This is a genomic window from Collimonas sp. GW821-FHT07E08, from assembly GCF_059418905.1.
The window spans coordinates 188,161-211,694 of sequence record NZ_JBWKQR010000008.1; the positions used below are offsets into that span (position 1 = coordinate 188,161).

At 61.9% G+C, this 23,534-nt stretch carries 21 protein-coding genes; 10 read left to right on the forward strand and 11 right to left on the reverse strand.

Annotated features, from left to right (window positions below):
- Window positions 1-76: 76 nt before the first annotated feature.
- Complete coding sequence (locus AC07RZ_RS12495) at window positions 77-1,588, forward strand: M20/M25/M40 family metallo-hydrolase (RefSeq protein ID WP_494668174.1); 1,512 nt, start codon at window positions 77-79, stop codon at window positions 1,586-1,588.
- Window positions 1,589-1,640: 52 nt separating this feature from the next.
- Here AC07RZ_RS12495 and AC07RZ_RS12500 read toward each other — a convergent pair whose 3' ends face one another.
- Genes AC07RZ_RS12500 through AC07RZ_RS12515 form a run of 4 tightly spaced genes read right to left on the reverse strand, consistent with a single transcriptional unit; the run spans window position 1,641 to window position 6,274 of the window.
- Complete coding sequence (locus tag AC07RZ_RS12500; RefSeq protein ID WP_494668123.1) at window positions 1,641-3,680, reverse strand: sodium:solute symporter family protein; 2,040 nt, start codon at window positions 3,678-3,680, stop codon at window positions 1,641-1,643.
- Window positions 3,677-3,949 carry a DUF4212 domain-containing protein gene (locus tag AC07RZ_RS12505; RefSeq protein ID WP_494668124.1) on the reverse strand — a complete coding sequence of 91 codons (273 nt, stop codon included), beginning with the start codon at window positions 3,947-3,949 and terminating at the stop codon, window positions 3,677-3,679. Before AC07RZ_RS12505 ends, AC07RZ_RS12500 begins: the two co-directional genes overlap by 4 nt.
- Window positions 3,950-3,967: 18 nt before the next feature.
- On the reverse strand, window positions 3,968-5,518 hold the full coding sequence (locus AC07RZ_RS12510) for a sensor histidine kinase (protein ID WP_494668125.1): 1,551 nt from the start codon (window positions 5,516-5,518) through the stop codon (window positions 3,968-3,970).
- A 12-nt stretch (window positions 5,519-5,530) separates the two neighbouring features.
- The gene (locus AC07RZ_RS12515) at window positions 5,531-6,274 is read right to left on the reverse strand and encodes a response regulator (RefSeq protein ID WP_494668126.1); all 744 of its coding nucleotides are present in this window, start codon (window positions 6,272-6,274) and stop codon (window positions 5,531-5,533) included.
- Between the two features lie 204 nt (window positions 6,275-6,478).
- Between AC07RZ_RS12515 and AC07RZ_RS12520 the strand changes: the two genes are divergently transcribed.
- From AC07RZ_RS12520 to trpS, 3 genes are all read left to right on the forward strand, one after another.
- A complete protein-coding gene (locus tag AC07RZ_RS12520; protein WP_494668127.1) occupies window positions 6,479-6,757 on the forward strand; it encodes a hypothetical protein in 279 nt (92 codons plus the stop codon).
- 222 nt (window positions 6,758-6,979) lie between these two features.
- On the forward strand, window positions 6,980-7,924 hold the full coding sequence (locus AC07RZ_RS12525; RefSeq protein ID WP_494668128.1) for a Tim44 domain-containing protein: 945 nt from the start codon (window positions 6,980-6,982) through the stop codon (window positions 7,922-7,924).
- Between the two features lie 128 nt (window positions 7,925-8,052).
- A complete protein-coding gene (gene trpS, locus AC07RZ_RS12530) occupies window positions 8,053-9,087 on the forward strand; it encodes a tryptophan--tRNA ligase (protein WP_494668129.1) in 1,035 nt (344 codons plus the stop codon).
- Window positions 9,088-9,401: 314 nt separating this feature from the next.
- On the opposite strand, the gene AC07RZ_RS12535 is transcribed toward trpS, so the two are convergent.
- Window positions 9,402-10,148 carry an SDR family NAD(P)-dependent oxidoreductase gene (locus AC07RZ_RS12535; protein ID WP_494668130.1) on the reverse strand — a complete coding sequence of 249 codons (747 nt, stop codon included), beginning with the start codon at window positions 10,146-10,148 and terminating at the stop codon, window positions 9,402-9,404.
- Between the two features lie 132 nt (window positions 10,149-10,280).
- Between AC07RZ_RS12535 and AC07RZ_RS12540 the strand changes: the two genes are divergently transcribed.
- Window positions 10,281-10,610: a helix-turn-helix domain-containing protein gene (locus tag AC07RZ_RS12540; protein WP_494668131.1), complete on the forward strand. Its 330-nt coding sequence runs from the start codon at window positions 10,281-10,283 to the stop codon at window positions 10,608-10,610.
- A 32-nt stretch (window positions 10,611-10,642) separates the two neighbouring features.
- Here AC07RZ_RS12540 and AC07RZ_RS12545 read toward each other — a convergent pair whose 3' ends face one another.
- Window positions 10,643-11,551, reverse strand: a complete 909-nt coding sequence (locus tag AC07RZ_RS12545; RefSeq protein WP_494668132.1) for a LysR family transcriptional regulator — start codon at window positions 11,549-11,551, stop codon at window positions 10,643-10,645.
- 92 nt (window positions 11,552-11,643) lie between these two features.
- On the opposite strand from AC07RZ_RS12545, the gene AC07RZ_RS12550 reads away from it, so the two are divergent.
- Genes AC07RZ_RS12550 through AC07RZ_RS12570 form a run of 5 tightly spaced genes read left to right on the forward strand, consistent with a single transcriptional unit; the run spans window position 11,644 to window position 16,365 of the window.
- Entirely contained in the window at window positions 11,644-12,879 is a 1,236-nt protein-coding gene (locus tag AC07RZ_RS12550) for an acyl-CoA dehydrogenase family protein (RefSeq protein WP_494668133.1), read from the forward strand.
- Window positions 12,876-13,955, forward strand: a complete 1,080-nt coding sequence (locus AC07RZ_RS12555) for a phosphotransferase family protein (RefSeq protein ID WP_494668134.1) — start codon at window positions 12,876-12,878, stop codon at window positions 13,953-13,955. The genes AC07RZ_RS12550 and AC07RZ_RS12555 overlap by 4 nt, the downstream gene beginning before the upstream one ends.
- A gap of 30 nt (window positions 13,956-13,985) precedes the next feature.
- Window positions 13,986-14,708: a histidine phosphatase family protein gene (locus tag AC07RZ_RS12560; RefSeq protein WP_494668135.1), complete on the forward strand. Its 723-nt coding sequence runs from the start codon at window positions 13,986-13,988 to the stop codon at window positions 14,706-14,708.
- A gap of 27 nt (window positions 14,709-14,735) precedes the next feature.
- Window positions 14,736-15,506, forward strand: a complete 771-nt coding sequence (locus AC07RZ_RS12565; RefSeq protein WP_494668136.1) for an SDR family oxidoreductase — start codon at window positions 14,736-14,738, stop codon at window positions 15,504-15,506.
- A gap of 22 nt (window positions 15,507-15,528) precedes the next feature.
- A complete protein-coding gene (locus AC07RZ_RS12570) occupies window positions 15,529-16,365 on the forward strand; it encodes an SDR family NAD(P)-dependent oxidoreductase (protein ID WP_494668137.1) in 837 nt (278 codons plus the stop codon).
- Window positions 16,366-16,404: 39 nt separating this feature from the next.
- Here the strand turns inward: AC07RZ_RS12570 and amaB are convergent, their stop codons facing one another.
- From amaB to ggt, 5 genes are all read right to left on the reverse strand, one after another.
- Window positions 16,405-17,925: an L-piperidine-6-carboxylate dehydrogenase gene (gene amaB, locus AC07RZ_RS12575; protein WP_494668138.1), complete on the reverse strand. Its 1,521-nt coding sequence runs from the start codon at window positions 17,923-17,925 to the stop codon at window positions 16,405-16,407.
- 139 nt (window positions 17,926-18,064) lie between these two features.
- Entirely contained in the window at window positions 18,065-18,949 is an 885-nt protein-coding gene (gene gcvA, locus AC07RZ_RS12580) for a transcriptional regulator GcvA (RefSeq protein WP_144739316.1), read from the reverse strand.
- Window positions 18,950-19,083: 134 nt separating this feature from the next.
- The gene (locus tag AC07RZ_RS12585; RefSeq protein ID WP_494668139.1) at window positions 19,084-20,502 is read right to left on the reverse strand and encodes an FAD-binding oxidoreductase; all 1,419 of its coding nucleotides are present in this window, start codon (window positions 20,500-20,502) and stop codon (window positions 19,084-19,086) included.
- A gap of 8 nt (window positions 20,503-20,510) precedes the next feature.
- Window positions 20,511-21,545 (reverse strand): DUF1338 domain-containing protein, encoded by a 1,035-nt coding sequence (locus tag AC07RZ_RS12590; protein ID WP_494668175.1) that lies wholly within the window; start codon window positions 21,543-21,545, stop codon window positions 20,511-20,513.
- 166 nt (window positions 21,546-21,711) lie between these two features.
- On the reverse strand, window positions 21,712-23,463 hold the full coding sequence (gene ggt, locus AC07RZ_RS12595) for a gamma-glutamyltransferase (RefSeq protein WP_222426292.1): 1,752 nt from the start codon (window positions 23,461-23,463) through the stop codon (window positions 21,712-21,714).
- Between the last annotated feature and the right edge of the window lie 71 nt (window positions 23,464-23,534).

Here is a 23,534-nt window from a genome sequence, read left to right on the forward strand (position 1 = left end):
CCTGACCTCATTTGATCGCACCTGAAAAAAACATATGAAAACATTCTTCCAGCACTGCCAGTCGGCCGCCTGTGCCATGGCCATATTTTCGACGCCGTCTCTTTATGCGGCTGAACCGCCGATCGCACCACAAGTGCAGGATGCTGCACAAGCAAGTTTCAAGGAATGGGCCGAGGTGCTGGCAATTCCCAACGACTCTGCGGTAGCCGCCGATATCCAGCGCAATGCCGCCTGGTTTGAACAGGCTTTTCAGCGGCGTGGTTTCCATACCAGGCAATTGCCCAATAACGGCAAGCCGCTGCTGTTTGCAGAGTTTCCAAAGAGCGGTCCCGGTCTTCCCACGGTGCTGTTTTATGGACACATGGATGGACAGCCGGTCAATCCTTCTGAATGGCAGCAGAAAAGCCCGTGGACGCCGGTATTGAAGCAGCGCAATGCAGCAGGCCAGTGGGAAGCCATGCCGCTGGACAAGCTGTTCGCCAAGGATGTCGATCCAGAGTGGCGTTTGTTCGCCAGGGCTTCAGCGGATGACAAGGCGCCGATCATGATGTTGCTGGCTGCGATCGACGCACTCAAAGCCGGCGGCAAGGCGCCGGCGATCAACCTCAAGGTCATTCTTGACGCGGAAGAAGAAAAAGGATCGCCGTCATTGGGCAGCGTCATCAAGCGGAATCAGGATGTGTTGAAGTCAGATATGCTGGTCGTGCTGGACGGTCCGATGCACCCCAGCAATCAGCCGACATTGGTATTCGGCAATCGCGGAATCGTTGTCGGCACTTTGAAGGTTTATGGCCCGAAGCAAGATAGCCATAGCGGACACTACGGCAACTATGCCGCCAACCCGGCGCAATTGATGGCGCGTTTGCTGGCATCGATGAAAGATGACGAGGGCCGGGTTACGGTTCCCGGTTATTACGATAGCGTCAAGCTGGACGCCGATTCATTGCGTGTCATGCGCGCAGTGCCGGACGACGAAGCGGCGCTGCGCCGGCGCCTCGGGATTGCGGTGGCAGATAAGGTCGGACAGAATTATCAGGAAGCGATGCAATATCCGTCGCTCAATGTGCGTGGCATGCAATCTGGAGATGTCGGCGAGAAGGCCCGCACTGTCGTGCCGGCGATGGCCGTCGCCGAACTGGATCTGCGCACCGTACCTGAAACCGAGCCGGCGGCCTTGGCAGCTTTACTCAAGGGATTTGCGGAGAAGCAGGGTTTTCACCTGGTCAATGGCGAACCGAGCGATGCGGATCGCGCCCGTTATCCTAAACTGGCGTCGCTTGAGTTCGAGTCGGCATCGGCTTCCAGCAGCGCCGTTCGTACCGATCTGCATGCGCCAATCAGTAATTGGCTGCGCCGCTCTTTGACCAAGACCTACGGCAAGGAACCGGTGCAGATCAGAATGATGGGAGGCACTGTTCCGACTGGCGCGCTAGTCGATGCTCTGAAAGTTCCTTTCGTGATCGTGCCGCTGGTCAATGCCGATAACAATCAGCACAGCGCCAATGAGAATATGCGATTGGGAAATTACGTCACTGGCGTGAACAGCCTTGTAGGTATTCTGTCGGAGCCCTTTGGCGGCAAACCCTGAACCCGGCTGGCACACGCCGGATTTGGCAACGCCTCAAGCAACTTCAACAGTCCTAAGAAGGCGCGCGGATTTGATCTACCAGCTTCATTGCGCGCGGGTCTGGCGGCGGCGTCAGCAGGCTGACCGCGACCAGCGCCAGCAAGCCGGCCGGCACGCCGAAGATGCCGGCCGCCATCGGCGCGATGTGGAACCACTGGCCGGCGGCCGAGCCGCCCAGCGCCGGATAGGTATGCAGCATGTAGTAGATGCACGTGCCGAAGCCGACCACGATGGCCGCGATCGCGCCTTGCTGGTTGCCGCGTTTCCAGAACACCCCCAATGCCAGCACCGGGAACAGGGTCGAAGCCGCCAGTGAAAATGCGGCGCCCACCATCGACAGGATGTCGCCCGGCTTCAGCGAAGCGGTATAGGCCGCCAGCAGCGCCACCACCAGCAACAGCAGCTTGGACACCGTGACGCGCTTGGCGGTGGAAGCGTGCGGGTCGATCATCTTGTAATAGACATCGTGCGACAAGGCGTTGGAAATCGTCAGCAGCAAGCCGTCCGCGGTCGACAATGCCGCCGCCAGCCCGCCGGCCGCCACCAGCCCGGAAACAAAATAGGGCAGGCCGGCGATCTCCGGCGTCGCCAGCATGATCATGTCGCCGTCCAGGGTGATCTCCGACAATTGCACCAGGCCGTCATGGTTGAAATCGGTAATGCTGACCAGCGGATTGCTCTTGTCGATATTGGCCCAGTACGAGACCCATTCCGGCAGGTGCGCATAGTCGGAGCCGACCAGCGAGGTGTAGATATAGTATTTCACCAGCACCGCCAGCGCCGGCACGGTGAGATAGATCAGCAAGATGAAAAACAGCGTCCAGAACACCGACTTGCGCGATTCCTGCACCGACGGCGTGGTGTAGTAGCGCATCAGGATATGGGGCAGCGATGCGGTGCCCATCATCAGGCAAAACACCAGCGCCAGGAAATTGTTGCGCCTGATATCGGATGCCTCGCGGTTGGCGCCGGGAAACGGCGTTGCCTGCGGCAGCGGCGGTTCGGCGCGCGCCAGGTTGCCGGCCTTGTCCTGCTGCCATTTGCGTTCGGCTTCCTCGGGCGTTTTCGGATAGCTGTTCAAGGCGCGGTTGGCGGCGCGGATCTCGATCAGGGAGCTGTTGTTGCGTTTCAGCAGTTCCAGGTGCTGCTGCGCTTCGATCCGGCCCTGTTCCCAGGATTTCGGCAGGTCGCGCAGGCGTGCGTCGTAGTCGTCGGCATTGGCCTTGAAGATCGCCCGCACTTCGATTTCTTTCGGATCGACGTCAAGCTTTTTCTCGATGCTGCTGATCTGCGCCAGCACCGAGCCGTAGGAAACCTGCGCCACCGGGCTGTGCGTATGTTCCATCGACAGCCAGACCACCGGAATCAGGTAGGCAAACAGGATGATGATGTATTGCGCTACCTGGGTCCAGGTGATCGCCCGCATGCCGCCCAGGAATGAGCAGACCAGGATGCTGGCCAGGCCCAGGAAAATGCCGACCGAAAAATCGACGCCGGTAAAGCGCGAGGTGATCAGGCCGACGCCATAAATTTGCGCCACCACGTAAATGAAGGAAATCACCACCGTGGCGGCCACCGCCAGTATCCGCACCGGATTGCCGCTGGTGCGGCCGCGGTAGCGCGCCGCCAGGAAATCCGGGATCGTGTACTGGCCGAACTTGCGCAGATACGGCGCGATCAGCACGGCTACCAGGCAGTAGCCGCCGGTCCAGCCGATGATATAAGCCAGGCCGTCGAAGCCTTGCAGGTAGAGGCCGCCGGCCAGGCTGATGAAAGTGGCGGCCGAAATCCAGTCGGCGGCGGTGGCCATGCCGTTGAACAGGCCAGGCACCCGCCGCCCCGCCACGTAATATTCGGAGACGTCCGAAGTGCGGCTCATGATGCCGATGCCGGCGTACAGGACGATGGTGGCGAACATGAACAGGTAGCCGATCCAGCTGCGCGGCAAGCCTTCTTGTTCGAGTATCGCCAGCACCACCAGCAACAGGATGAAGCCGCCGGTGTACCAGGCGTAGTAGCGGACCAGGCGCCGGAAAAAAGAGCTGTCCTTCATTGCTGCTCGCGGTCCGGCTGGCGGCGGTCTATTTTCCGCATTTGCCAGGTGTACACCGCGACAATCAGCAGGTAGGCCAGGGCCAGTCCTTGCGCCGCCATGTAAAACGACAGCGGCCAGCCGAACCAGCGCATGCCGGACAATTCACGTGCAAAGAAGATGACGCCGAAGGTCAGCATAAACCAGGCCAGCAGCAGGCCCAGCGTCAGCCGCCTGGTGCTTTGCCAATGGCTGGGGGGAGTATGTGGACGGGTTTTCGGCATGCGCATGTCTGGTCCGGTAACTGGTTAGGGGCGGTAATGGAAGTCGGAATTGATGTCGAGCGCGGGTTTTTCCAGCAAGCGGAATGCGACGCGGAACAGGCTGCCCGGCAATTCCGGTTCGCTGCTGCGCGGATTATAGGAAATCGTCACCTGGGCGTCATGCTGCTGCGCGATTTCGCGCACGATCGCCAGTCCCAGGCCGCTGCCGCCGCGGCCGCTGTCGAGGATGCGGTAAAAGCGCTGGAACACATGGTCGCGTTCGGCCGGCGGGATGCCCGGGCCGGTATCTTCGACTTCCAGGATTGCCAATCCTGCCGCGGCGTCATCGCGCACACGGACGGTAACCCGGCCTTCGACCGGCGTGTAATGCAATGCATTGTCGATCAGGTTGCCCAGCAGTTCGCGCAGCATGAGCGGATTGCACAATACCGGCAGCGGCCGGTCGGCCTGTTCGAAACCGAAATCGATGCGCTGGCTGAACGAGGCTTCGACCCAGTCCTGCACCACGGCGCGCGCGAATTCGGACAGGTCGGCTTCGACAAACGGCGCGCTTTCCTGCGACTGGTTTTCCGCCCGCGCCAGCGACAGCAGCTGGTTGACCAGCCGGGTCGCCGATTCCGAACTCTTCGCCAGCTGCTCCAGCGAGCGATGGATGTCATGCTGGCTGGTCTGACGCAACGCCAGTTCGGATTGCATGCGCATGCCGGCCAGCGGCGTTTTCATCTGGTGCGCGGCGTCGGCGATGAAGCGCTTCTGGGTCTGGATCGACAGCGACAGGCGCGACAGCATGTCGTTGAGCGAGCGCACCAGCGGCGAGATTTCCTCCGGCACCTGGCCCGAATCGATCGGGCTCAGGTCGTCCGGACGGCGGGCCCGGATCCGCTGCTGCAGTTCAGACAGGGGCGAGAGGCCGCGCGACAGGGCAAACCAGATCAGCGCCAATGCAATCGGCAGGATCAGGAATTGCGGCAAGATCACGCCCTTGATGATTTCATTGGCCAGCCGGGCGCGTTTTTCCAGCGTTTCGCCGACCTGCACCAGCGCTACCCGCGGCCGCTCCTGCTTGTCGGCGGCGCGGCCGGCGTCGACCGCGCTGCGCAGGTCGACATAGGTATAGGCAATCCGCACATCGCTGCCATGCAGGGAGCTGTCCCAGAACTTCACCTTGCCCGGATGCGCGGGTTCGTCTTCCGCGGCCGGCACGTGCATGTCGCGGTCGCCGTCGATATATTCGCCGTGCGGGCCGGTGATCAGGTAATACACATTGTCGACATCGTCGGCGCGCAGGAAATCGCGGGAGGGCGTGGTCAGGCGCGTGACGACCTTGCCGTTGACTTCGCTCACCTGCTGCGACAGCACCGTGACGCTGTCGTCCAGCGCCTGGTCGAAGGGCTGATTGGCGATCGACTTCGCTACCACATAAGTGATCGCGATACTGATCGGCCACAGCAGCAGCAGCGGCACCAGCATCCAGTCCAGGATTTCGCCAAACAGCGAGCGCTGCACGCGTTCTTCGGTTTGTGCGGCCGGGGTGGCCGGGCTTGGCTGCGCAGCCAGGGATTGAGCGTCGCGCATGGGAGGCAAGCGTCAGCGGCGGCTGGAAGTGTCGACCGGAGAGAGCGGGGCCGGAGGGGCCGCGGAAATCGCGGAACCGGCTTGCGGTTCGCTGATCTTTTCCAGGCAATAACCGAGGCCGCGCACCGTCGCAATCCGCACGCCGCCGACTTCGATTTTCTTGCGCAGGCGATGTACATACACTTCGATGGCGTTGTTGCTGACTTCTTCGCCCCATTCGCACAGGTGGTCGACCAGCTGTTCCTTGGAGACCAGGCGGCCGGTGCGTTGCAGCAACACTTCCAGCAGGCCCAGTTCGCGCGCCGACAGGTCCAGCATCTGTTCATTGATATAGGCGATCCGTCCGACCTGGTCGTAGCTCAGCGGACCGTGCTTGATGACAGTAGGGCCGCCGCCGGCGCCGCGCCGGGTCAAGGCGCGCACCCGCGCTTCCAGCTCTGACAGCTCAAACGGCTTGGCCATGTAGTCATCGGCGCCCAGGTCCAGGCCCTTGACCCGCTGTTCCAGGGAGTCGGCAGCGGTCAGGATCAGCACCGGCAGCCGCGAATTCCTGGCGCGCAGGCGGCGCAGCACTTCCAGGCCGGTCATCTTGGGCAAGCCCAGGTCCAGGATCAGCAGGTCGAAATCCTGGGTCGACAAGGCCGAATCGGCTTCCACGCCGTTCATCACGCAGTCGGTGGCATAACCCGACTGGCGCAGCGAGCGCGTCAGTCCATCGGCTAGGACACTGTCGTCTTCGGCAAGCAGGATGCGCATGATGGGGGTGTTTTCCGTACGGTGGATGGAAGGGCACTTACAGTCTATGGCGTTTCATTCTTCCCAGCAAGGTCGGCGTAACATTGCCGCGGTTTGGTATAATCAACGCCACCCAACCTGGCCAGGACCTGCTTTCCTACTTCGATGCAACGCTTACTGATTCTTTTGCTGATGTTTCTGCTGCCTATGCAAGTTTTTGCAGGCATGTCCGAATCCCAGGCAAATGCAGCGGCGGTAGCGGCATTGGCAGTCCAGCAGGAAGTCTTGCAAGATGCGGCGGCCTGCACGGCTGGCGGCGATTGCGATCCAGAAGATATCGCGGTCGACGACATCGAAATGCATGTCGATCTTGGCGATGAAACTGTCCCTGCTTTTCCCCTTGTATTTGCCGCCGCGGCTATCGTTTCGACGCCTGCGCTGAGCAACGACAAGGCGCTCCAGCCTCCGTTCCTGCCCCCGGCCGGACCTCCACCCAGAGCTTAAGCGCCTTTACGCCGCCCTTGCGATTGCATCTGGCGGCCGGCGCCTTCCTGTCTGCCGGGTTATCGCCCGGCGATTCCAGCCATCCATGACATTGACCGGCAGGCCGTGCGCCTCTAGCGCCTTGCCTTAATTCCGGGCCGGTACAACGCCATGGCATGGCTGCGAAGTCTTAAAACTTAGCGGTCCGTATGGCCGTGATGGCATCAAATCTCAGGAGAAAGTATGAAGAAATTATTCGTGGCGCTGATCGTCGTCGCAATGACGTTGTCAGCCGGCATGTCAACCGTTGAAGCCAAGCGCATGGGCGGCGGCGGTTCTTTCGGCAAGAAATCGCAAAGCATGAATCGCCAGGCCGCGCCGGCGCAGAACCAGGCCAGCAACGCCGCCAAGCCGGCCGCAGCAGCTGCCCCGGCCGCCGCTGCTGCCGCCAAACCCAGCATGTGGAAAGGCATGCTGGGCGGCGCGCTGCTAGGCCTGGGCCTGGGCGCCTTGCTGTCGAGCATGGGCCTGGGCGGCGCCATGGCGGGCATGATCAGCAATATCATCATGATCGCCTTGTTCGCATTCGCCGCCATGTTCATCTACAAGCTGGTGCGCCGCAAGATGGGCAATGGCGCAGCCGGCGGCAATGGCATGCGTCCCGCGTATGCCGCTGCCGCGCCTTCCAGCTTCACGCCGGAAATCGCTTCGCGCCTCGACCAGCCGATGCAGCGCACGGTGTTTGACGCCGCGCCTGCAGCGGCGGCGACGGGCGCCGGCGCCATGGGGTCCGCTGCCTGGGGCGTGCCGGCCGATTTCGATACCGCCGGTTTCCTGCGTCATTCCAAGACTTATTTCCTGCGCCTGCAAGCCGCATGGGACAAGGGCGACAGCAACGATATCCGTGAATTCACCGCGCCGGAGATGTTTGCCGAGCTGCGCATGCAACTGCAGGAACGCGGCGCATCGGATAACCACACCGACGTCGTGACGCTGGATGCCGAACTGCTGGGAATCGAGACGACCGACGCCGAATACCTGGCCAGCGTGAAATTCTCCGGCATGATCAAGGAAGACGATGCAGCTTTCGCCGCGCCGTTTTCGGAGGTCTGGAACCTGTCCAAGCCGACCGCAGGACAGGGCGGCTGGATACTGGCGGGGATTGAGCAGGTCGAGCAAAAGGCCTGAAACTAGCTTTCGCTGCAACTTAAGGGCCGCCGGCGAGAAATTGCCGGCGGCTTTTTCTTTTGGCGCGCGCCAGCGGCGCCAGTAGTGGCACAATACGGGGTTTCCAGGATACCGCTAAAGGATTTTCAATGAGTTTGCCAACGAGTTTGCCGACGACGGCCCCGGGTTCTGCCGTGATTCTGACCGGCGACCGTCCGACCGGCCCTTTGCACCTGGGCCATTTTGTCGGCAGCTTGCGTAACCGCATCGCTTACCAGCACACTTACCGCCAATTCATCATGCTGGCCGATGCCCAGGCGCTGACCGACAATATGGACGACACCGGCAAGGTGCACCGCAATGTGGTCGAAGTCGCGCTGGACTACCTGGCGGTCGGCATCGATCCGGCCTTGTCGACGATCCTGATCCAATCGCAGATTCCGGAACTGGCGGAGCTGACCTTCTATTACCTGAACCTGGTGACGGTGGCGCGGCTGGAGCGCAATCCTACGGTCAAGGAAGAAATCCGCCTGCGCGGGTTCGAGCGCGATATCCCGGCGGGATTCCTGACTTATCCGGCCAGCCAGGCGGCTGACATCACGGCGTTCAAGGCGGCGCTGGTGCCGGTGGGGGAGGACCAGATCCCGATGATCGAACAAACCAACGAGATCGTGCGGCGTTTCAACCGTACCGCGGGGCGCGATGTGCTGGTGGAAGCGAAGGCCCTGGTGCCGGAGATCGGGCGCTTGCCTGGCATCGACGGCAAGGCCAAGATGAGCAAGTCGCTGGGCAATACCATCAACCTGGGCGCCACCGCCGACGAGATCCGCGCTGCGGTCAAGCAGGTGTATACCGATCCGCTGCACTTGCGGGTGCAGGATCCTGGCCACCTGGAAGGCAATGTCGCGTTCCTGTACCTGGATGCCTTCGATCCTGACCAGGCTGGTTTGGCCGAGATGAAGGCGCACTACGTGCGTGGCGGCTTGGGCGACAGCCTGGTCAAGGCGCGCCTTGAAGCCTGCCTGCAAGACTTGCTGGCGCCGATCCGCGCCCGTCGCGAGGAACTGGCCAAGGACAAGGCCCACGTCATGCAAATCTTGAAGGACGGTACCGCCAAGGCGCGCGAAGTAGCGGCAAAAACCGCCGACGAAGTCAAGGCAGCGCTAGGTCTAACCTACTTCTGAAGCAGTTAATTAGGGTCAGAGTTTTTTTTCGCGTTTTTTGCGAAAATTACTCTGACCCTAATTAACGGGCTACGGAGTGCGTGCGGTGGCATTCGATGACCTTCGTTCGTCGTTACCTAAAACGTTTTCTACTCCGTGGATGCTAGCCGGGGGTAGCCCGGCAGCTACTCACTTTCTTTTGCTTCGCCTTACGCGGCCCGGCCAAAAGAAAGTAAGCAAAGAAAAGGCAATGTCCCAATGCGGAACTCAAAAGCAACGGCAACTTCAAAAACAACTTCAACGGCAACGTCAAAAGCAACGGCAACACCCCGCTGCTAGTAACGGACCGGTCCCGCATCAATCACCAACTCACTACCCGTAACAAAACGACTTGCATCCGACGCCAGATACAAGATCGCCGCCGCCACGTCAGCAGCGGAACCACGGCCCGTCAGCATCTGCAACTCGGCGCGGTCTGCCAGCATCTGGGTCAGGTCGTTCTGCTTGCGCCTGGCGGCAGCCAGCGCGGGCGGCCGCACTACGCCCGGATGGATGGAATTGACACGGATATTCTGCATCGCGTAGCGCATCGCATTCATGTTGCCCATCCGCAGCGCCGTTTTCGCCGCGTGGTCGGCGGCTTCCTGCTGTGCGCCGTCCAGGGCGCGCAGCGCCAGCACGTTGACGATGGAGCCGCCGCCCGCGCGTTCCATCGCGGGCGCCACGTGCTTGCTGCACAGGATGCTGCCGTTGACGTTAGCCTGCATGGACCGGTCATCGGCATCCACGCCGGCGCTGTTGACCAGGATGTCGATGCGGCCGAAGTGCGCTTCGACCGCCGCCATCACCCGCTGCACCGCGTCGTTGTCGCTGACATCGACTTGCCAGTACCGGACCTTGTCCTTTTTAGCGCCGAGCAGCCCGGCAATGATGCGTCCTTCCTGCTCCCGGTCATCTAGAATCGCCAAATGTGCACCAGCAGCCGACAGCGCGCAGGCGATGTGCAGAGCGATGCCGCCTGCCGCGCCGGTGACCAGGGCGACCTTGTTTTCGAGGGAAAAATAGGCGGTGAGTGGATTCATGCAGCCAGAATCATTGTCGGTTTTTACACGCCAATTAAAGCATTCTTTAGTGCACATTGCAACCATGCTTTAAATGATTGAAAGTATTCTTTACCGATGGTGAATAATTATGGGGCGCGACTCGCAGAAGCTTTGCACATAGCCCAAAAAGACAGGCAAGAGCTCGCGGACGGCATCGGCGTCAGCGTGCAGGCGATCGGGCAGGTGATTGCCGGCAAAACCAAGGCGCTCACGGCGGAAAATTCGGCGCTCGCCGCAAAATTCCTGGGCGTCGACATATTCTGGCTCGCCACCGGAGTAGGCAGCCCGAAGATCGTGGCCCAGGCTTCCGGCCAGTGGCCTTTCAGCATCAGCGTCGATTCCTTCCTTGCCATACCGGAGGAGGAACAGAACCGCATAGGCGAATACATCGAGTTCTGCGTCAAGAAGTGGCAAACGGCGCATCCGGCAAAAAAAACCTGAATCAGGGTCTCCGTCTCTCCCTCCCGCTGCGGTCAATCCGAGCGGGGAAACAATAATTCCAGCACCCCACGCAGCCAGCGGTTGGCCGGATCGAGTTCGGCATTTTCATGCCAGTACAGGTACACATCCAGCGGCGGCGTAGGCAGCGGCAGCGGGTGGATTTTGTTCGGCAGGTTGATGTTGGCAATGTGCGCGTAGTGTTGCGGCATGGTGGTCAGCAGGTCGGACGTGCTGACCACCTGGCAGGCGGCGTAATAGTGCTGGCAGCGCAGGCCGACGTGGCGCTGGCGCCCGATGCGCGCCAGCTCCACATCCTCGACGCCGGGGCCGGTGCGGCGCGAGGAAACCAGGATGTGGGTTTGCGCCAGGTAGGTTTCCAGGTCCAGCCCATCGTCCAGCGCCGGATGGTCCTGGCGCGCCACCACCACCAGCGTATCGCGCGACAGCGAAGCGCTGCGGATTTCTCCGGGGCGCTGCAGGAGGACGTCGACCGCGATGTCCAGCGTGCCGGCCGCCAGCTCCGATTCCAGCTGCCGCCGTTCCACCCGCACCGAATTGATTTCCACCATGGGCGCCTGGGTCTGCAGCAGCTGCATCAGCGGCGGCAGCAGCCGCGCCTCCAGTACCCCCGGCAGGCCCAGGTTGAAGCTGCGCCGGCTGGTGGCGGGATCGAACTGGTTGCCGTGCTTGACGCTGACTTCCAGCGTTTGCAGCGCTTGCCGCACCGGGCCGATCAGCGAACGCGTCATCGGCGTCGGCAGCATCTTGCTGCCTTGGCGGATAAACAAGGGATCGCCCAGCAGCTCGCGCAAACGCGCCAGGGCGTGGCTGACGGCCGGCTGGGTCAGGCTGAGCGCCTTTGCCGCCCGGGTGATATTGCCTTCCGCGTAGATGGTGTCGAGCACCACGAACAGGTTCAGGTCGATCCGGCTGATATGCATGAAATTAATTATTCTCTATATAAATCATTCATTTGATGAATTATAGCGGTTGCGGCAAACTTCCTGGATCAAATACTCAGTTGAGGAATGCCATGGATTTCGCCTACTCCCCCCGAGCCCGCCAATATATGGAGCGGCTCAATGCATTCGTGAACGAGCACGTGCTGCCGGCCGAAGCCGACTATTTCAGCCAGCTCAAGCGCGGCCCGCTGCCGTGGAATGTACCGCCGGTGATGCTGGCCCTGAAAGCCAAGGCCAAGGAGGCGGGCCTATGGAACCTGTTCCTGCCGGATGAAGAGTTCGGCGCGGGACTGAGCAATACCGATTACGCGCCGCTGGCGGAAATCATGGGCCGTTCGTTCATCGCGCCGGAAGTGTTCAACTGCAACGCGCCCGATACCGGCAACATGGAAGTGCTGGCCAAGTACGGTTCGCCGGCGCAGCAGGAGCAGTGGCTCAAGCCGCTGCTGGCTGGCGACTGCCGCTCGGCGTTCTGCATGACCGAACCGGACGTTGCCTCCAGCGACGCCACCAACATGCGCGCCACCGCGATTGTCGAGGGCGGCGAAGTGCTGCTCAACGGCCGCAAATGGTGGAGCACCGGCATTGGCCATCCCAACTGCAGGTTCGTGATCTTCATGGGACTGACCTACCCGGACGGCCCCAAGCATGCACGCCATTCGATGGTGATCGTGCCGATGGCGACGCCCGGCGTGAAGATCGAACGCATGCTGCCGGTATTTGGCGCCCTGGATGAACCTTACGGCCATGGCGAGGTCAGTTTCACCAATGTGCGTGTGCCGCTGGCCAACATCATCGCCGGACCGGGGCGCGGTTTTGAAATCGCCCAGGGCCGCCTGGGACCGGGCCGGATCCATCACTGCATGCGGGCGCTGGGTGCGGCCGAAGTGGCGCTGGAAATGCTGTGCAGACGGGCTTTGACGCGCAGCGCTTTTGGCAAGCCGCTGGCCGATCTCGGCGGCAATGCCGACATCATCGCCAATGCCCGCATGGCGATCGAACAATCGCGGTTGCTTACCCTGAAAGCGGCATGGATGATGGATACGGTCGGCGCCAAGGCAGCGATGAGCGAAATCTCGCAAATCAAGGTAGTGGCGCCCAGCGTGGCGCAGCTGGTGATCGACCAGGCGATCCAGATCCACGGCGGCGCCGGCGTCTGCGACGACTTGCCGCTGACAGCCTTGTTTGCCTACGCCCGGGTGCTGCGCCTGGCGGACGGGCCGGACGAAGTGCACCGCGCCCTGATCGCCAAGCTGGAACTGAAAGCCCAGGCCGCCAAGGCAGTTGTGCAAGGAGAGCCGGCATGACGCTGATCGACCAGGCCGGCGCGGTGCGCAGCGGCGAGGAACTGGATGTGGCAAAGATCGCCGCCTTCCTGAAAGGCGTCGACGGCAGCCTGCAAGGCACGCCGGCCGTGAGCCAGTTCCCGGGCGGCGCCTCGAACCTGACTTACCTGCTGAGTTATCCCGACCGCGAATTGATCCTGCGCCGGCCGCCGTTCGGCGCCAAGGCCAAGTCGGCGCACGACATGCTGCGCGAAGCCAATATCATGGCCGAACTGAAGCCCGTCTACCCATACGTGCCAAAGGTGTTTGCGACCTGCCAGGACCGGGCGGTGATGGACAGCGATTTTTATGTAATGGAGCGGCTGCGCGGCATCATCCTGCGCGACAAGCTGCCTGCGGGCCTGGTGCTGAGCGAAGCCGGCACGCGCCAGCTATGCCTCAATGTCATCGACAAGATGATCGCCTTGCACCAGGTCGACTACCAGGCCGCCGGCCTGGCGCACCTGGGCAAGGGCGAGGGTTACGTGCAGCGCCAGATCAGCGGCTGGAGCGAGCGTTACCGCAAGGCGCGCACCGACGACGCCGTCGATTTCGAAGCGGTGATGCGCTGGCTCAACGACAAGATGCCGGCCGCCGATGTGGCTACCTGCCTGATCCACAACGACTTCCGCTTCGACAACGTAGTACTTAATGCTGACAATTCGCCAGACAACCCGCTGCATGTGATCGGCGTCCTGGACTGGGAAATGGCGACCCTCGGCGATCCGCTGATGGATCTCGGCAATACCCTGGCCTACTGGGTGCAGGCCGACGACGAACCGCAGTTCAAGCAGATGCGGCGCCAGCCGACGCACCTGCCGGGCATGCTGACGCGCAAGGAAGTAATCGCCTATTACGGTGAAAAAACCGGCTACCGCACCGACCATTTCGATTTCTACGAAATCTACGGACTGTTCCGCCTGGCCGTGATCGTGCAGCAAATCTACTATCGATTCCATCACGGGCAAACCAAGAATCCGCAATTCGCCTTCTTTGTCCACGTCACCAATTACCTGGAGCAGCGATGCAAGAACCTGATTGCGCAATCGAACATATGACCGAGAACACGTCATTGGAGTGCGCTTAAGATGGGCTCTATCTATCTGGTGCGCCATGGCCAGGCCAGTTTCGGCGCCGCCGACTACGACCAGCTGTCGGAACTGGGTTTGCGGCAGTCCGCCTTGTTAGGAAAGTGGCTGGCCCAGACCGGCCAGGAAATTCCCTTGCTGGTGACCGGCAGCCACCGCCGGCAGCTGCAGAGCAGCGCGGCCTGCCTGGCGGCCATGTCGCCGAACGCTGCGCGGCCTGAGCTGCAGGTGCTGGAGGATCCGGGCTTCGATGAGTTCGATCACAAGCAAATCCTGCTGCGCTTCATGCCGCGTTTTGCCGACAGCCTGTTTTCTGCCTACCTGGAGCAGCAAGAGCATCCCGAACGCGCCTTCCAGAGGGTGTTCGTGAACGCGGTGGCGCGCTGGACCAGCGGCGAACATGACGCCGAATACAGCGAACCGTGGCCGCTGTTCAAGGAACGCTGCAACGCCGCCCTGGCGCGTCTCCTGGCGCAGCTCGGCAAGGGACAGACGGCCTGGGTGTTTACTTCCGGCGGTCCGATCAGCGTGATCTGCCAGCAGTTGCTGGCGATCCCGGACCGGCAGATTTTCGATTTGAACTGGTCGCTGGTCAATACCGGCGTGACCAAGCTGTTGTACCGCTCGGGGCGCGACGGCCCGGAGCGTGTCAGCCTGAGCTACCTGAATAATTTTTCGCATCTCGTCAGTGCGCGCGACCCGGCCTTGGTGAGTTATCGCTAAGTTATCCAATTAAACGGAGTAAATAATATGAGCAGCACAACCATTTTCGACTTGAAGGACAAGATTGCGCTGGTGACCGGCGCCAGCCGGGGCATCGGCGAGGCCATCGCCAAGCTCCTGGCGCAGCAGGGTGCGCACGTGATCGTGTCCAGCCGCAAGGCGGATGCATGCGAGAAAGTCGTGGCGGAAATCAAGGCGGCGGGCGGCTCGGCCGAAACCATCGCTTGCCACATCGGTGAAATGGCGCAGATCGAAACGCTGTTCCAGGCCATTTCCAGCAAGCACGGGCGGCTCGATATCCTGGTGAACAACGCTGCCGCCAATCCGCATTTCGGACCGATCACCGAAACCGATGTGGGCGCTTTCCAGAAAACCGTCGACGTCAATATCCGCGGCTATTTTTTCATGTCGTCCTACGGCGCCAAGCTGATGGCGCAGAACGGCGGCGGCGCGATCGTCAATGTCGCCTCGGTCAACGGCGTCACGCCCGGCGTGTTCCAGGGCATCTATTCGATCACCAAGGCGGCGGTGATTTCTATGACCAAGTCGTTCGCCAAGGAGTGCGCCGCCAGCGGCGTGCGCGTCAACGCCTTGCTGCCGGGTTTCACCGAAACCAAGTTTGCCGCCGCCCTGATCGACAACCCGGCGATCCTGCAACAGGCGCTGCAGCATATCCCGATGAACCGTGTCGCCCAGCCGGCGGAGATGGCGGGCGCCGTGCTGTACCTGGTGTCGCCCGCGGCCAGCTATACCACCGGGGTCTGCCTGAACGTCGACGGCGGCTATCTGCTCAATTGATACGGAACCGACAGGAAACCATATGAAGAATCTGCAAGGCAAGGTCGCCGTCATTACCGGCGCTGCGGAAGGCATAGGCAAGGGAATCGCCGCGCGGGCCGCGGCCGAGGGAATGAAGCTGGTGCTGGCCGACATCAACGCCGCCAAGCTGGAAACCACCGTAGCCGGGTTCAAAGCCATGGGCGCGGAAGTGATAGGCGTGCCTACCGACGTCGCCAGGGAAGAGCAGGTAAATGCCCTGGCGGACCAGGCATTCGCCAGATTCGGCAACGTGCATTTGCTGGTGAATAACGCCGGCGTCGCGGTGGCCAAGCCGGCCTGGGAAACTACCCAGAAGGATTGGGACTGGGTCATGGGCGTCAATTTTTATGGCGTCAGCCATGCCTTGCGCGCCTTTGTCCCGCGCATGCTGAAGAACGGCGAGGACGGCCATATCGTCAACACGGCTTCCATGGCCGGCCTGACTTCGCAGCCCAGCCTGGCCAGCTATAACGCCAGCAAGCATGCCGTGGTGACGCTGTCGGAGGGTTTGCATCACGACCTGACGCTGCGTCAGTCAAGCATCAAGGTTTCGGTGCTGTGTCCGGGCTGGGTCAAGACCGGCATCGGGCATTCGGAGCGCAACCGCGAAAACGGCGGCGACAGCGGTCCGAGCGATGCAGTGGCGGCCAAGGTCGGCATGTCGGTATTGAACGCGGTGCAGAACGGGATCGCGGTGACGCAGGTGGCTGATGAGGTATTTGATGCGATCGCTGCGGAGCGCTTTTATATCCTGACGCATCCAGAGATGAAGCAGGCGATCCAGGTGCGCATGGAAGATATCCTGCAGCAGCGGGCGCCGACTTTGCTGAAGATCTGACAGTACTGCGAGGCGGCCGGAGCCGCCCCGCAACACCGCTTAGTCGATATCGAACTTGACGCCTTGCGCCAGCGGCAAGGTACGGCTGTAGTTGATGGTGTTGGTGGCGCGGCGCATGTAGGTTTTCCACGCATCGGAACCGGATTCGCGGCCGCCGCCGGTTTCCTTTTCGCCGCCGAAAGCGCCGCCGATTTCCGCGCCGCTGGTGCCGATGTTGACATTGGCCAGGCCGCAGTCGCTGCCGCTGGCAGACATGAAGGCTTCCGCTTCACGCACGTCGTTGGTGAAGATGGCCGACGACAGACCCTGCGGCACGGCATTGTTGAGACGCACCGCATCCTCGAAATGATCGTAGGGCAGCACATACAAGATAGGCGCGAAGGTTTCGTGATGCACGATGTCGCTTTGCCGAGGCATGCGCACCAGCGCCGGACGGACATAGAATGCGTTGCCGTTGTCGCCGACCTGGACCCGCTCGCCGCCGGTCACCACGCCGCCTTCGGCCTTGGCTTGCACCAGCGCGCTTTGCATGGCTTCGAAAGAGTGCTGGTCGACCAGGGGACCGACCAGCGTATCGGCTGCCAGCGGATCGCCGACCTTGACGCTGGCGTAGATGCGTTCGATGCGGTTGACCACATCCTGGTAAATGCTGCTGTGGACAAACAGGCGGCGCAAGCTGGTGCAGCGCTGGCCGGCGGTGCCGACAGCGGAAAAGGTGATGGCGCGCAGCGCCAGGCTGAGGTCGGCGGTAGGGGTGACGATCATGCCGTTGTTGCCGCCCAGTTCCAGCAGGCTGCGGCCGAGGCGCTCGGCGACCGTGGTGGCGACCTTGCGGCCCATGCGCACGCTGCCGGTGGCGCTGACCAGCGGCACCAGCGGCGAAGCGGACAGTGCGGCGCCGATTTCAGCGCGGCCCAGCAGCACCTGGCACAGGTCGGCCGGCAGCAGGTCCGGACGCTGTTGCGAAAAGCGTGCTGCGGCTTTCTCGAACAAGGCATGCACGGCGAGCGCAACCACCGGCGTTTTTTCCGACGGCTTCCAGATCACGGCATTGCCGCAGACCAGCGCCAGCGCCGCATTCCAGGCCCATACCGCAACCGGGAAATTGAACGCGGTGATGACGCCGCAGACGCCCAGCGGATGCCAGGTTTCCATCATGCGGTGGCCGGGACGCTCGGAAGCGATGGTCAGGCCGTACAGCTGGCGCGACAGGCCGACCGCGAAATCGCAGATGTCGATCATTTCCTGCACTTCGCCTATGCCTTCGGACAGGATCTTGCCGGACTCCAGCGTCACCAGCTTGCCCAGCGGTTCGCGGTGTTCGCGCAATACTTCGCCCAGGATGCGCACCAGCTCGCCGCGCACCGGCGCCGGCACCACGCGCCATTTTTCGTAGGCTTGATGGGCGTTCTTGATGGCGCTTTCCGCTTCCGCCGCGGTGTGCGCGCGCAGCGATGCAATCGCTGCGCCGTCGCGCGGTGAGCGCGAATGGAGGTCGTCGCCGGCATGCGCGGAAAAATCGAAGCCGAGTTCAGCGAAGATGGTGGAGATTTGCGTCATTGGAAGGCCTTTGTTCCGAAGTCAATCTGGTCGCCCTGGAATGGGCGAGGGATAGCACCGAGTATAAGGAATAAACTGAGATTTCTTAAAATCAAAAAATATCAGAACATCATTACCTTTGATCATGCAGGAGCGCTGCTCAGGCTTCGGCCAATTCGCCCAGTATCCATTCCTGGAATTTGATCACGGCCGCCTTGCTGGCGTTTTTTTCGGGATAGGTCAGGTAATAGGATTGCGGGCTTTTGACTGCGAACGGGAAAGGCACGTGCAGCTGGCCGAGGGCGATTTCGGTTTCCACCAGGAATTTCGGCATCAACGCCACGCCGAGGCCGGCGGCGGCAGCCTGGATCACCATCGACAATTGTTCGAAGCGCGGACCCGAGAGGGCGTCCGGGCAAGCCACGCCGACATGGTTGAACCAGTCGTGCCAGGCTTGCGGCCGGGTGGTGTGTTGCAACAACGTCATTTCCGGCAGGTCTTCGATGCGCTTGATTTTCCGGCTCAGTTCCAGGCTGCACACCGGCAGCACTTCCTCGCCCATCAGCCGCACCATGACCGCGCCCGGCCAGTTCGGCTCGCCGAAGTGGATTGCGGCATCGACCGCGCGGCTGTTGAAATCGAAGGGCAGCACCTCGGTGCTCAGGTTGAGGATCACATCGGGGTGGGCGGCGGTGAACTTGGCCAGGCGCGGAATCAGCCACTTGACGCCGAAAGTCGGCAATGTTGCCAGATTAAGCACACCGCCGGAATTCTTGTGCGCCATCACCTGGAAGGTCGCCATCTCGATTTCCTTGAGGATGGCGGCGACCTGGACCGCATATTCGGCGCCGGCCGCGGTCAGTATCAGGCGGCGATTGATGCGCTCGAACAGTTTTACGCCCAGGTAATCCTCCAGGATGGCGGCCTGGCGGCTGACCGCGCCCTGGGTCATGTGCAGTTCATTGGCGGCTTTGGTGAAGGACAGGTGGCGCGCGGCCGTATCGAACGCGATCAGGCAGGACGTGGAAGGGATGAATCTGCGCATTTTTCTTGGTGCCGAGTAGGTATGTGCTGCCGTGCTTGCTGCTGAGCAGGCACTATACCAAACGCGGCGGCGCTTTTCAGCATTACCTGCAACGCCGATTCCAGCCTGGCTGCGCGGGGAGTCAGGCATGCGCGTTATGGCGCCGGGCCGAAGCGCGTTACTCCCAGCAACTGGGCCGGGTCGAATACGGTTTGCATCCTGGCGGCCAGCGCCTGCGATTCGGCAACCGTGTAGCGTTCGTAAAACTGCTGGTTGAACGGCCCTACGCCATGCTCGGCGCTGAAGCTGCCGTGGTACTTGTGCACTGCCAGGTCGTAGATTTCCTGGCGTAGGGCGTGGACGCGCTGCGGCGGGAAGTCGTCCGCCAGCTGCTGCGGCAGCACCAGGTTGAAATGCAGGCCGCCGTCGCCCCAATGGCCGAAGTCGAATACCCGGACCCCCGGATAGCGGTGTTCCAGCAGCGCGATGGCTTCATCCCGGAAGGCGCCCAGTCTTGAACGCGGTACGGCGATGTCGAAGGCGATTACCTTGCCTTCCTGGCGCACGCTGTCGGTGATGGCGTGGCGCATGCGCCACAGCACGTCGGGTTTGTCGATCACGGCATCCAGGATCAGGTCGCCGAAACAGGCTTCGAGCCAGGCGCCGAATATTTTCTCCAGGTCAAAGTCGGCGCTGCGCGGCCGCGCGCTGCTCAGTTCGATCAGGAAAGCGTAGGGTGGCAGCGGCTCGAACGGCGCCTGGATGGCGGGGATATGCTGCAGTACGGATTGCATGGCATTGTGCGAGATACCCTCGAATGCGCTGAGGAAATCCGAGAAATTGCGTTCGGCGTCGCGCAGCAGCAGGGCGGCGGCCTGCAGCGAGGCCGGCACTACCAGGGCGGTGGCGCATTGCTGCGGCAGCGGATGCACTTGCAGCACAGCCTGCGTGATGATGCCGTAGGCGCCGCCGCTGCCGATGAAATTCTGTTTCCAGTCAGGGCCGGTATTGTTTTTCCTGAGGCGGTTGGTCAGGTCAAGGCGCTGGCCGGGCGGATCGATCAGCAGCGCTTCCAGTCCCAGCACGTTGTGCCGCACGTCGCCGTAGCGGATCAGGCGCGCGCCGCCGGTGTTGGCGGCCAGCATGCCGCCCAGGGAAGGATCGGCGGCAAGGTCGATCGGGAAACAGAGCTCGTGCTGCCTGAGCGCCTGGTTCAGGTCGGACAGGCGGGTGCCGGCATAAGCTTGCACCACGCGGTCGACCGGATCGATGTCTATCACGCCCTTGATGCGCTCCATGCCGAGCACCACGTCCAGGCCGGACCGGTCCGGCGATGACGCTCCTACCAGGCCGGTATTCGCGCCCTGGGCCACGATGCGGATTTTTTCGCTGGCGCACAGGCGCATCAGCTCGGCCGCTTCTTCGACGTTGGCCGGACGTGCGATGCACAGGCTGCGGCCGTCGCCGTAGCGGGCGCCCTTTTCGTAGGGCTGGCGCTGGTCGGCGGCGACCAGGCAGCCTTGCGGCCCCAGCAGGTCGCTGATGCGTTGCTGGAGCTGGTTCGGATCGCTCATGTCGGTTTTCAGCAGGAGGCGGCGTCGGCCGAGGCGGTCATTTTGAAGATGCCCTGGGCGTTGCCGCTGTCAAAAGTCAGGTCCAGCTTTTCGCTCTGGGTTTCTGCATCCAGGTAGCGGTCGCGTGAAATGAATTCATAAAACGATCCCGGCACTTTCATTTCAACCATGGCGCCGTTCTCGTCGCGCATCAGGCGCGTGACGGTGCTGGCGCGAAAAGCGGTCTGCCGCACCCGGCCGTTCCTGGACACTTCGATCTTTTCCTTGATGGCGCGGCCCAGCGCGCGCTGCGCATCGGCGACTTGCTCCACATTGGCGACGCGGTCGGTGGCGTGGTTGAAGGCATTGCCTTCGGTTGAAATCCAGGCCATTTCGGCCGATTCCGCCAGCAAGACCTGGTATTCGGCGACGCTGGGCAGGGCATGCTGGCGGTCGAAGCAGGCGACCAGCACCGGCAGCAAGGCCAGCGCATCGGCGAGCAGCAAGGCCTTGTCGTTGCCGAGCTGCTGCAATAGCTGCGCCGAGTGCGCATCGACAGGGTCTTGCGAGGTCGACAAGACTTTATTGACCGTGGCCTGGAATTCGCTGGAAAAATGGTGCGGATGCAGTTCGCTCAGGAAGAACTGGGCGATTTCCTCGGCATCGTCTTCGTGCGCGTAAGCGCGGCCGGTCATGCTGATCCGCTGCAGGGGATAGATGCCGTTCACCTGGTAGCCCAGCGGCCGCAGGATGCGGGTGAACGCCGCTTCGCCGGCCGGCAGGTTGCCGGTGCTGATGCCCAGCACGGTGCGCAAAGCGCCGTGGTCGAAGCGGATCTTGTTACCGGCGCGTACCGAGTCCTGCACATAATCGTTCCCTTGCGGGACGGCTTTCAGCAGTTTCTCGAACAGCAGCATGTTCAGCGCCTGCGCTATTTCGATGCGGGAAACCGTATCGGCGCGCGGCCGCAGCGTGCTGGCCGGGATCTGCAGCAGGCCGGATAACTGGTTAGCATGCTCGGCGCCCAGCAGCGACGTCAGCATATATTGCAGATTAGTGGGCAGGTTGGTGGAGGACATGCGCGCTCTCTATCGGGGGAGGATAGGCGCAGTGTAAATTTGATTTGAGGCGGAATAAAACGATTAATACTGATGCATCAATGCTTTTTTCTCATGACCAGGCGAAAAAAAACGGATGCAAAGCACCCGTTTTCGGATCAAGCAGGTAATTTTAATAACCGATAGCAGCGCCCGCAGGGCGGCGTGTATCGTTGGCGCCGTAATACAAGCCCGGACGGACAACGCCCGATACGCCTGCATCGTTGCCCGAGCTGGCGCCGGCGACGCCGGCTGCGCCCGGCAGGCCGATCATGATCAGCTCAGCCGCGCCCCAAGGGGTTTGCTCTTTCATCTTGTAGCCCATGCCGTCCAGGATTTTCAGGGTGTCCGGCGACAGGCCGCGGGTTTCGTAATACACCTCGTCCGGCAGCCATTGGTGATGGATGCGCGGCGCATCGACCGCTTCCTGCGGCGCCATGCCGTAGTCGATCACGTTCAAGGCCGTTTCCAGGGTGATGGTGATGATGCGCGAACCGCCTGGCGAGCCAAGCACCATGTAGGTCTTGCCATCCTTGGTGACCAGGGTCGGCGCCATCGACGACAGCGGACGCTTGCCCGGCGCGATCGAGTTGGTGGCGCCTTGCACCAGGCCGAACAGGTTTTGCACGCCGGCCTTGACGGTGAAATCGTCCATTTCATCGTTGAGGAAGAAGCCGGTGCCCGGCGCGATCACCACGGCGCCGAAGCGGCCGTTGATGGTGTAGGTGGTGGACACCGCATTGCCGTCCTTGTCGACGATCGAATAGTGCGTGGTTTCAGGTTTTTCATGCGGCGCCATGCCCGGCTGTACTTCCACCGATGGCGTGGCTTTGTCGGCCGCGATTTTCGCGCGGATGGATGCCGCATATTCCTTGCTCAGCAAACGGTCGAGCGGATTCTTGACGAAGGCCGGGTCGCCGAGGAAGGTATTGCGGTCCATGTAGGAATGGCGCATTGCTTCGGTCATGTAGTGCACCGCCGAGGCCGAATGGAAACCGAGCGCCTTCATGTCGTAACCCTCGAGAATGTTGAGGATCTGGCACATGGTGGCGCCGCCCGAGCTGGGCGGCGGCGCGGAGACGAACACGTAGCCGCGGTAAGTGCACGACAGCGGCGCGCTTTCGCTGATCTTGTAGCTGGCAAAGTCGGCCGCGGTGATGATACCGCCGCCAGCCTTGGATGCACGTTCCACCGCGGCCGGGATCGCGCCTTTATAGAAAGCGTCGGGGCCGTTGCGCGAGATCGCTTCCAGCGTCTTGGCCAGGTCCTTTTGCACCAGGCGGTCGCCCGGCTGCAACGGCGTGCCGTCGCGGCGCAGGAACAGGCGCGCTGCTTCCGGGTCTTTCTTGAACTGGGCGATGGTGGTATCGAGGATGTCGGTGTCGCCGCGGTTCAGGATATAACCGTCGCGCGCCAGCTTGATCGCCGGCTGCATCACCTGGGCGCGGGTCAGCTTGCCGTATTGGCGCTGCGCGGTGTCGAGGCCGAGCACGGTGCCCGGCACGCCTGCCGCCAGGTAGCCGAACAGGCTGGCGTTGGTGATCGCCTTGCCGTTGGCGTCCAGGTACATGTTGGCGCTGGCCGCGGCCGGCGCGGTTTCACGGAAGTTGATGAAGGTGTCGCGGCCGTCGGCCAGGTGGATGGTCATGAAGCCGCCGCCGCCGATATTGCCGCAGCAAGGGTTGACCACCGCTTGCGCATAACCGACCGCTACCGCCGCATCGATCGCATTGCCGCCCATCTTCAGGATATCGACGCCGACCTGTGAAGCCAGGTGCTGGGACGTCACCACCATGCCGTTCTTCGCTTCGACCGCAGGCGCGGAGGCTGCCTGCGCCGAGCCTAGCAGGCCCAGCAGCAGCGCCGAGGCCGCCAACGGTTTCATCCAATATGTAATACGCATACCTTCTCCCTATTATTAGTGGGCAAACCGCTTGCCCTTACCTCGAAATATGA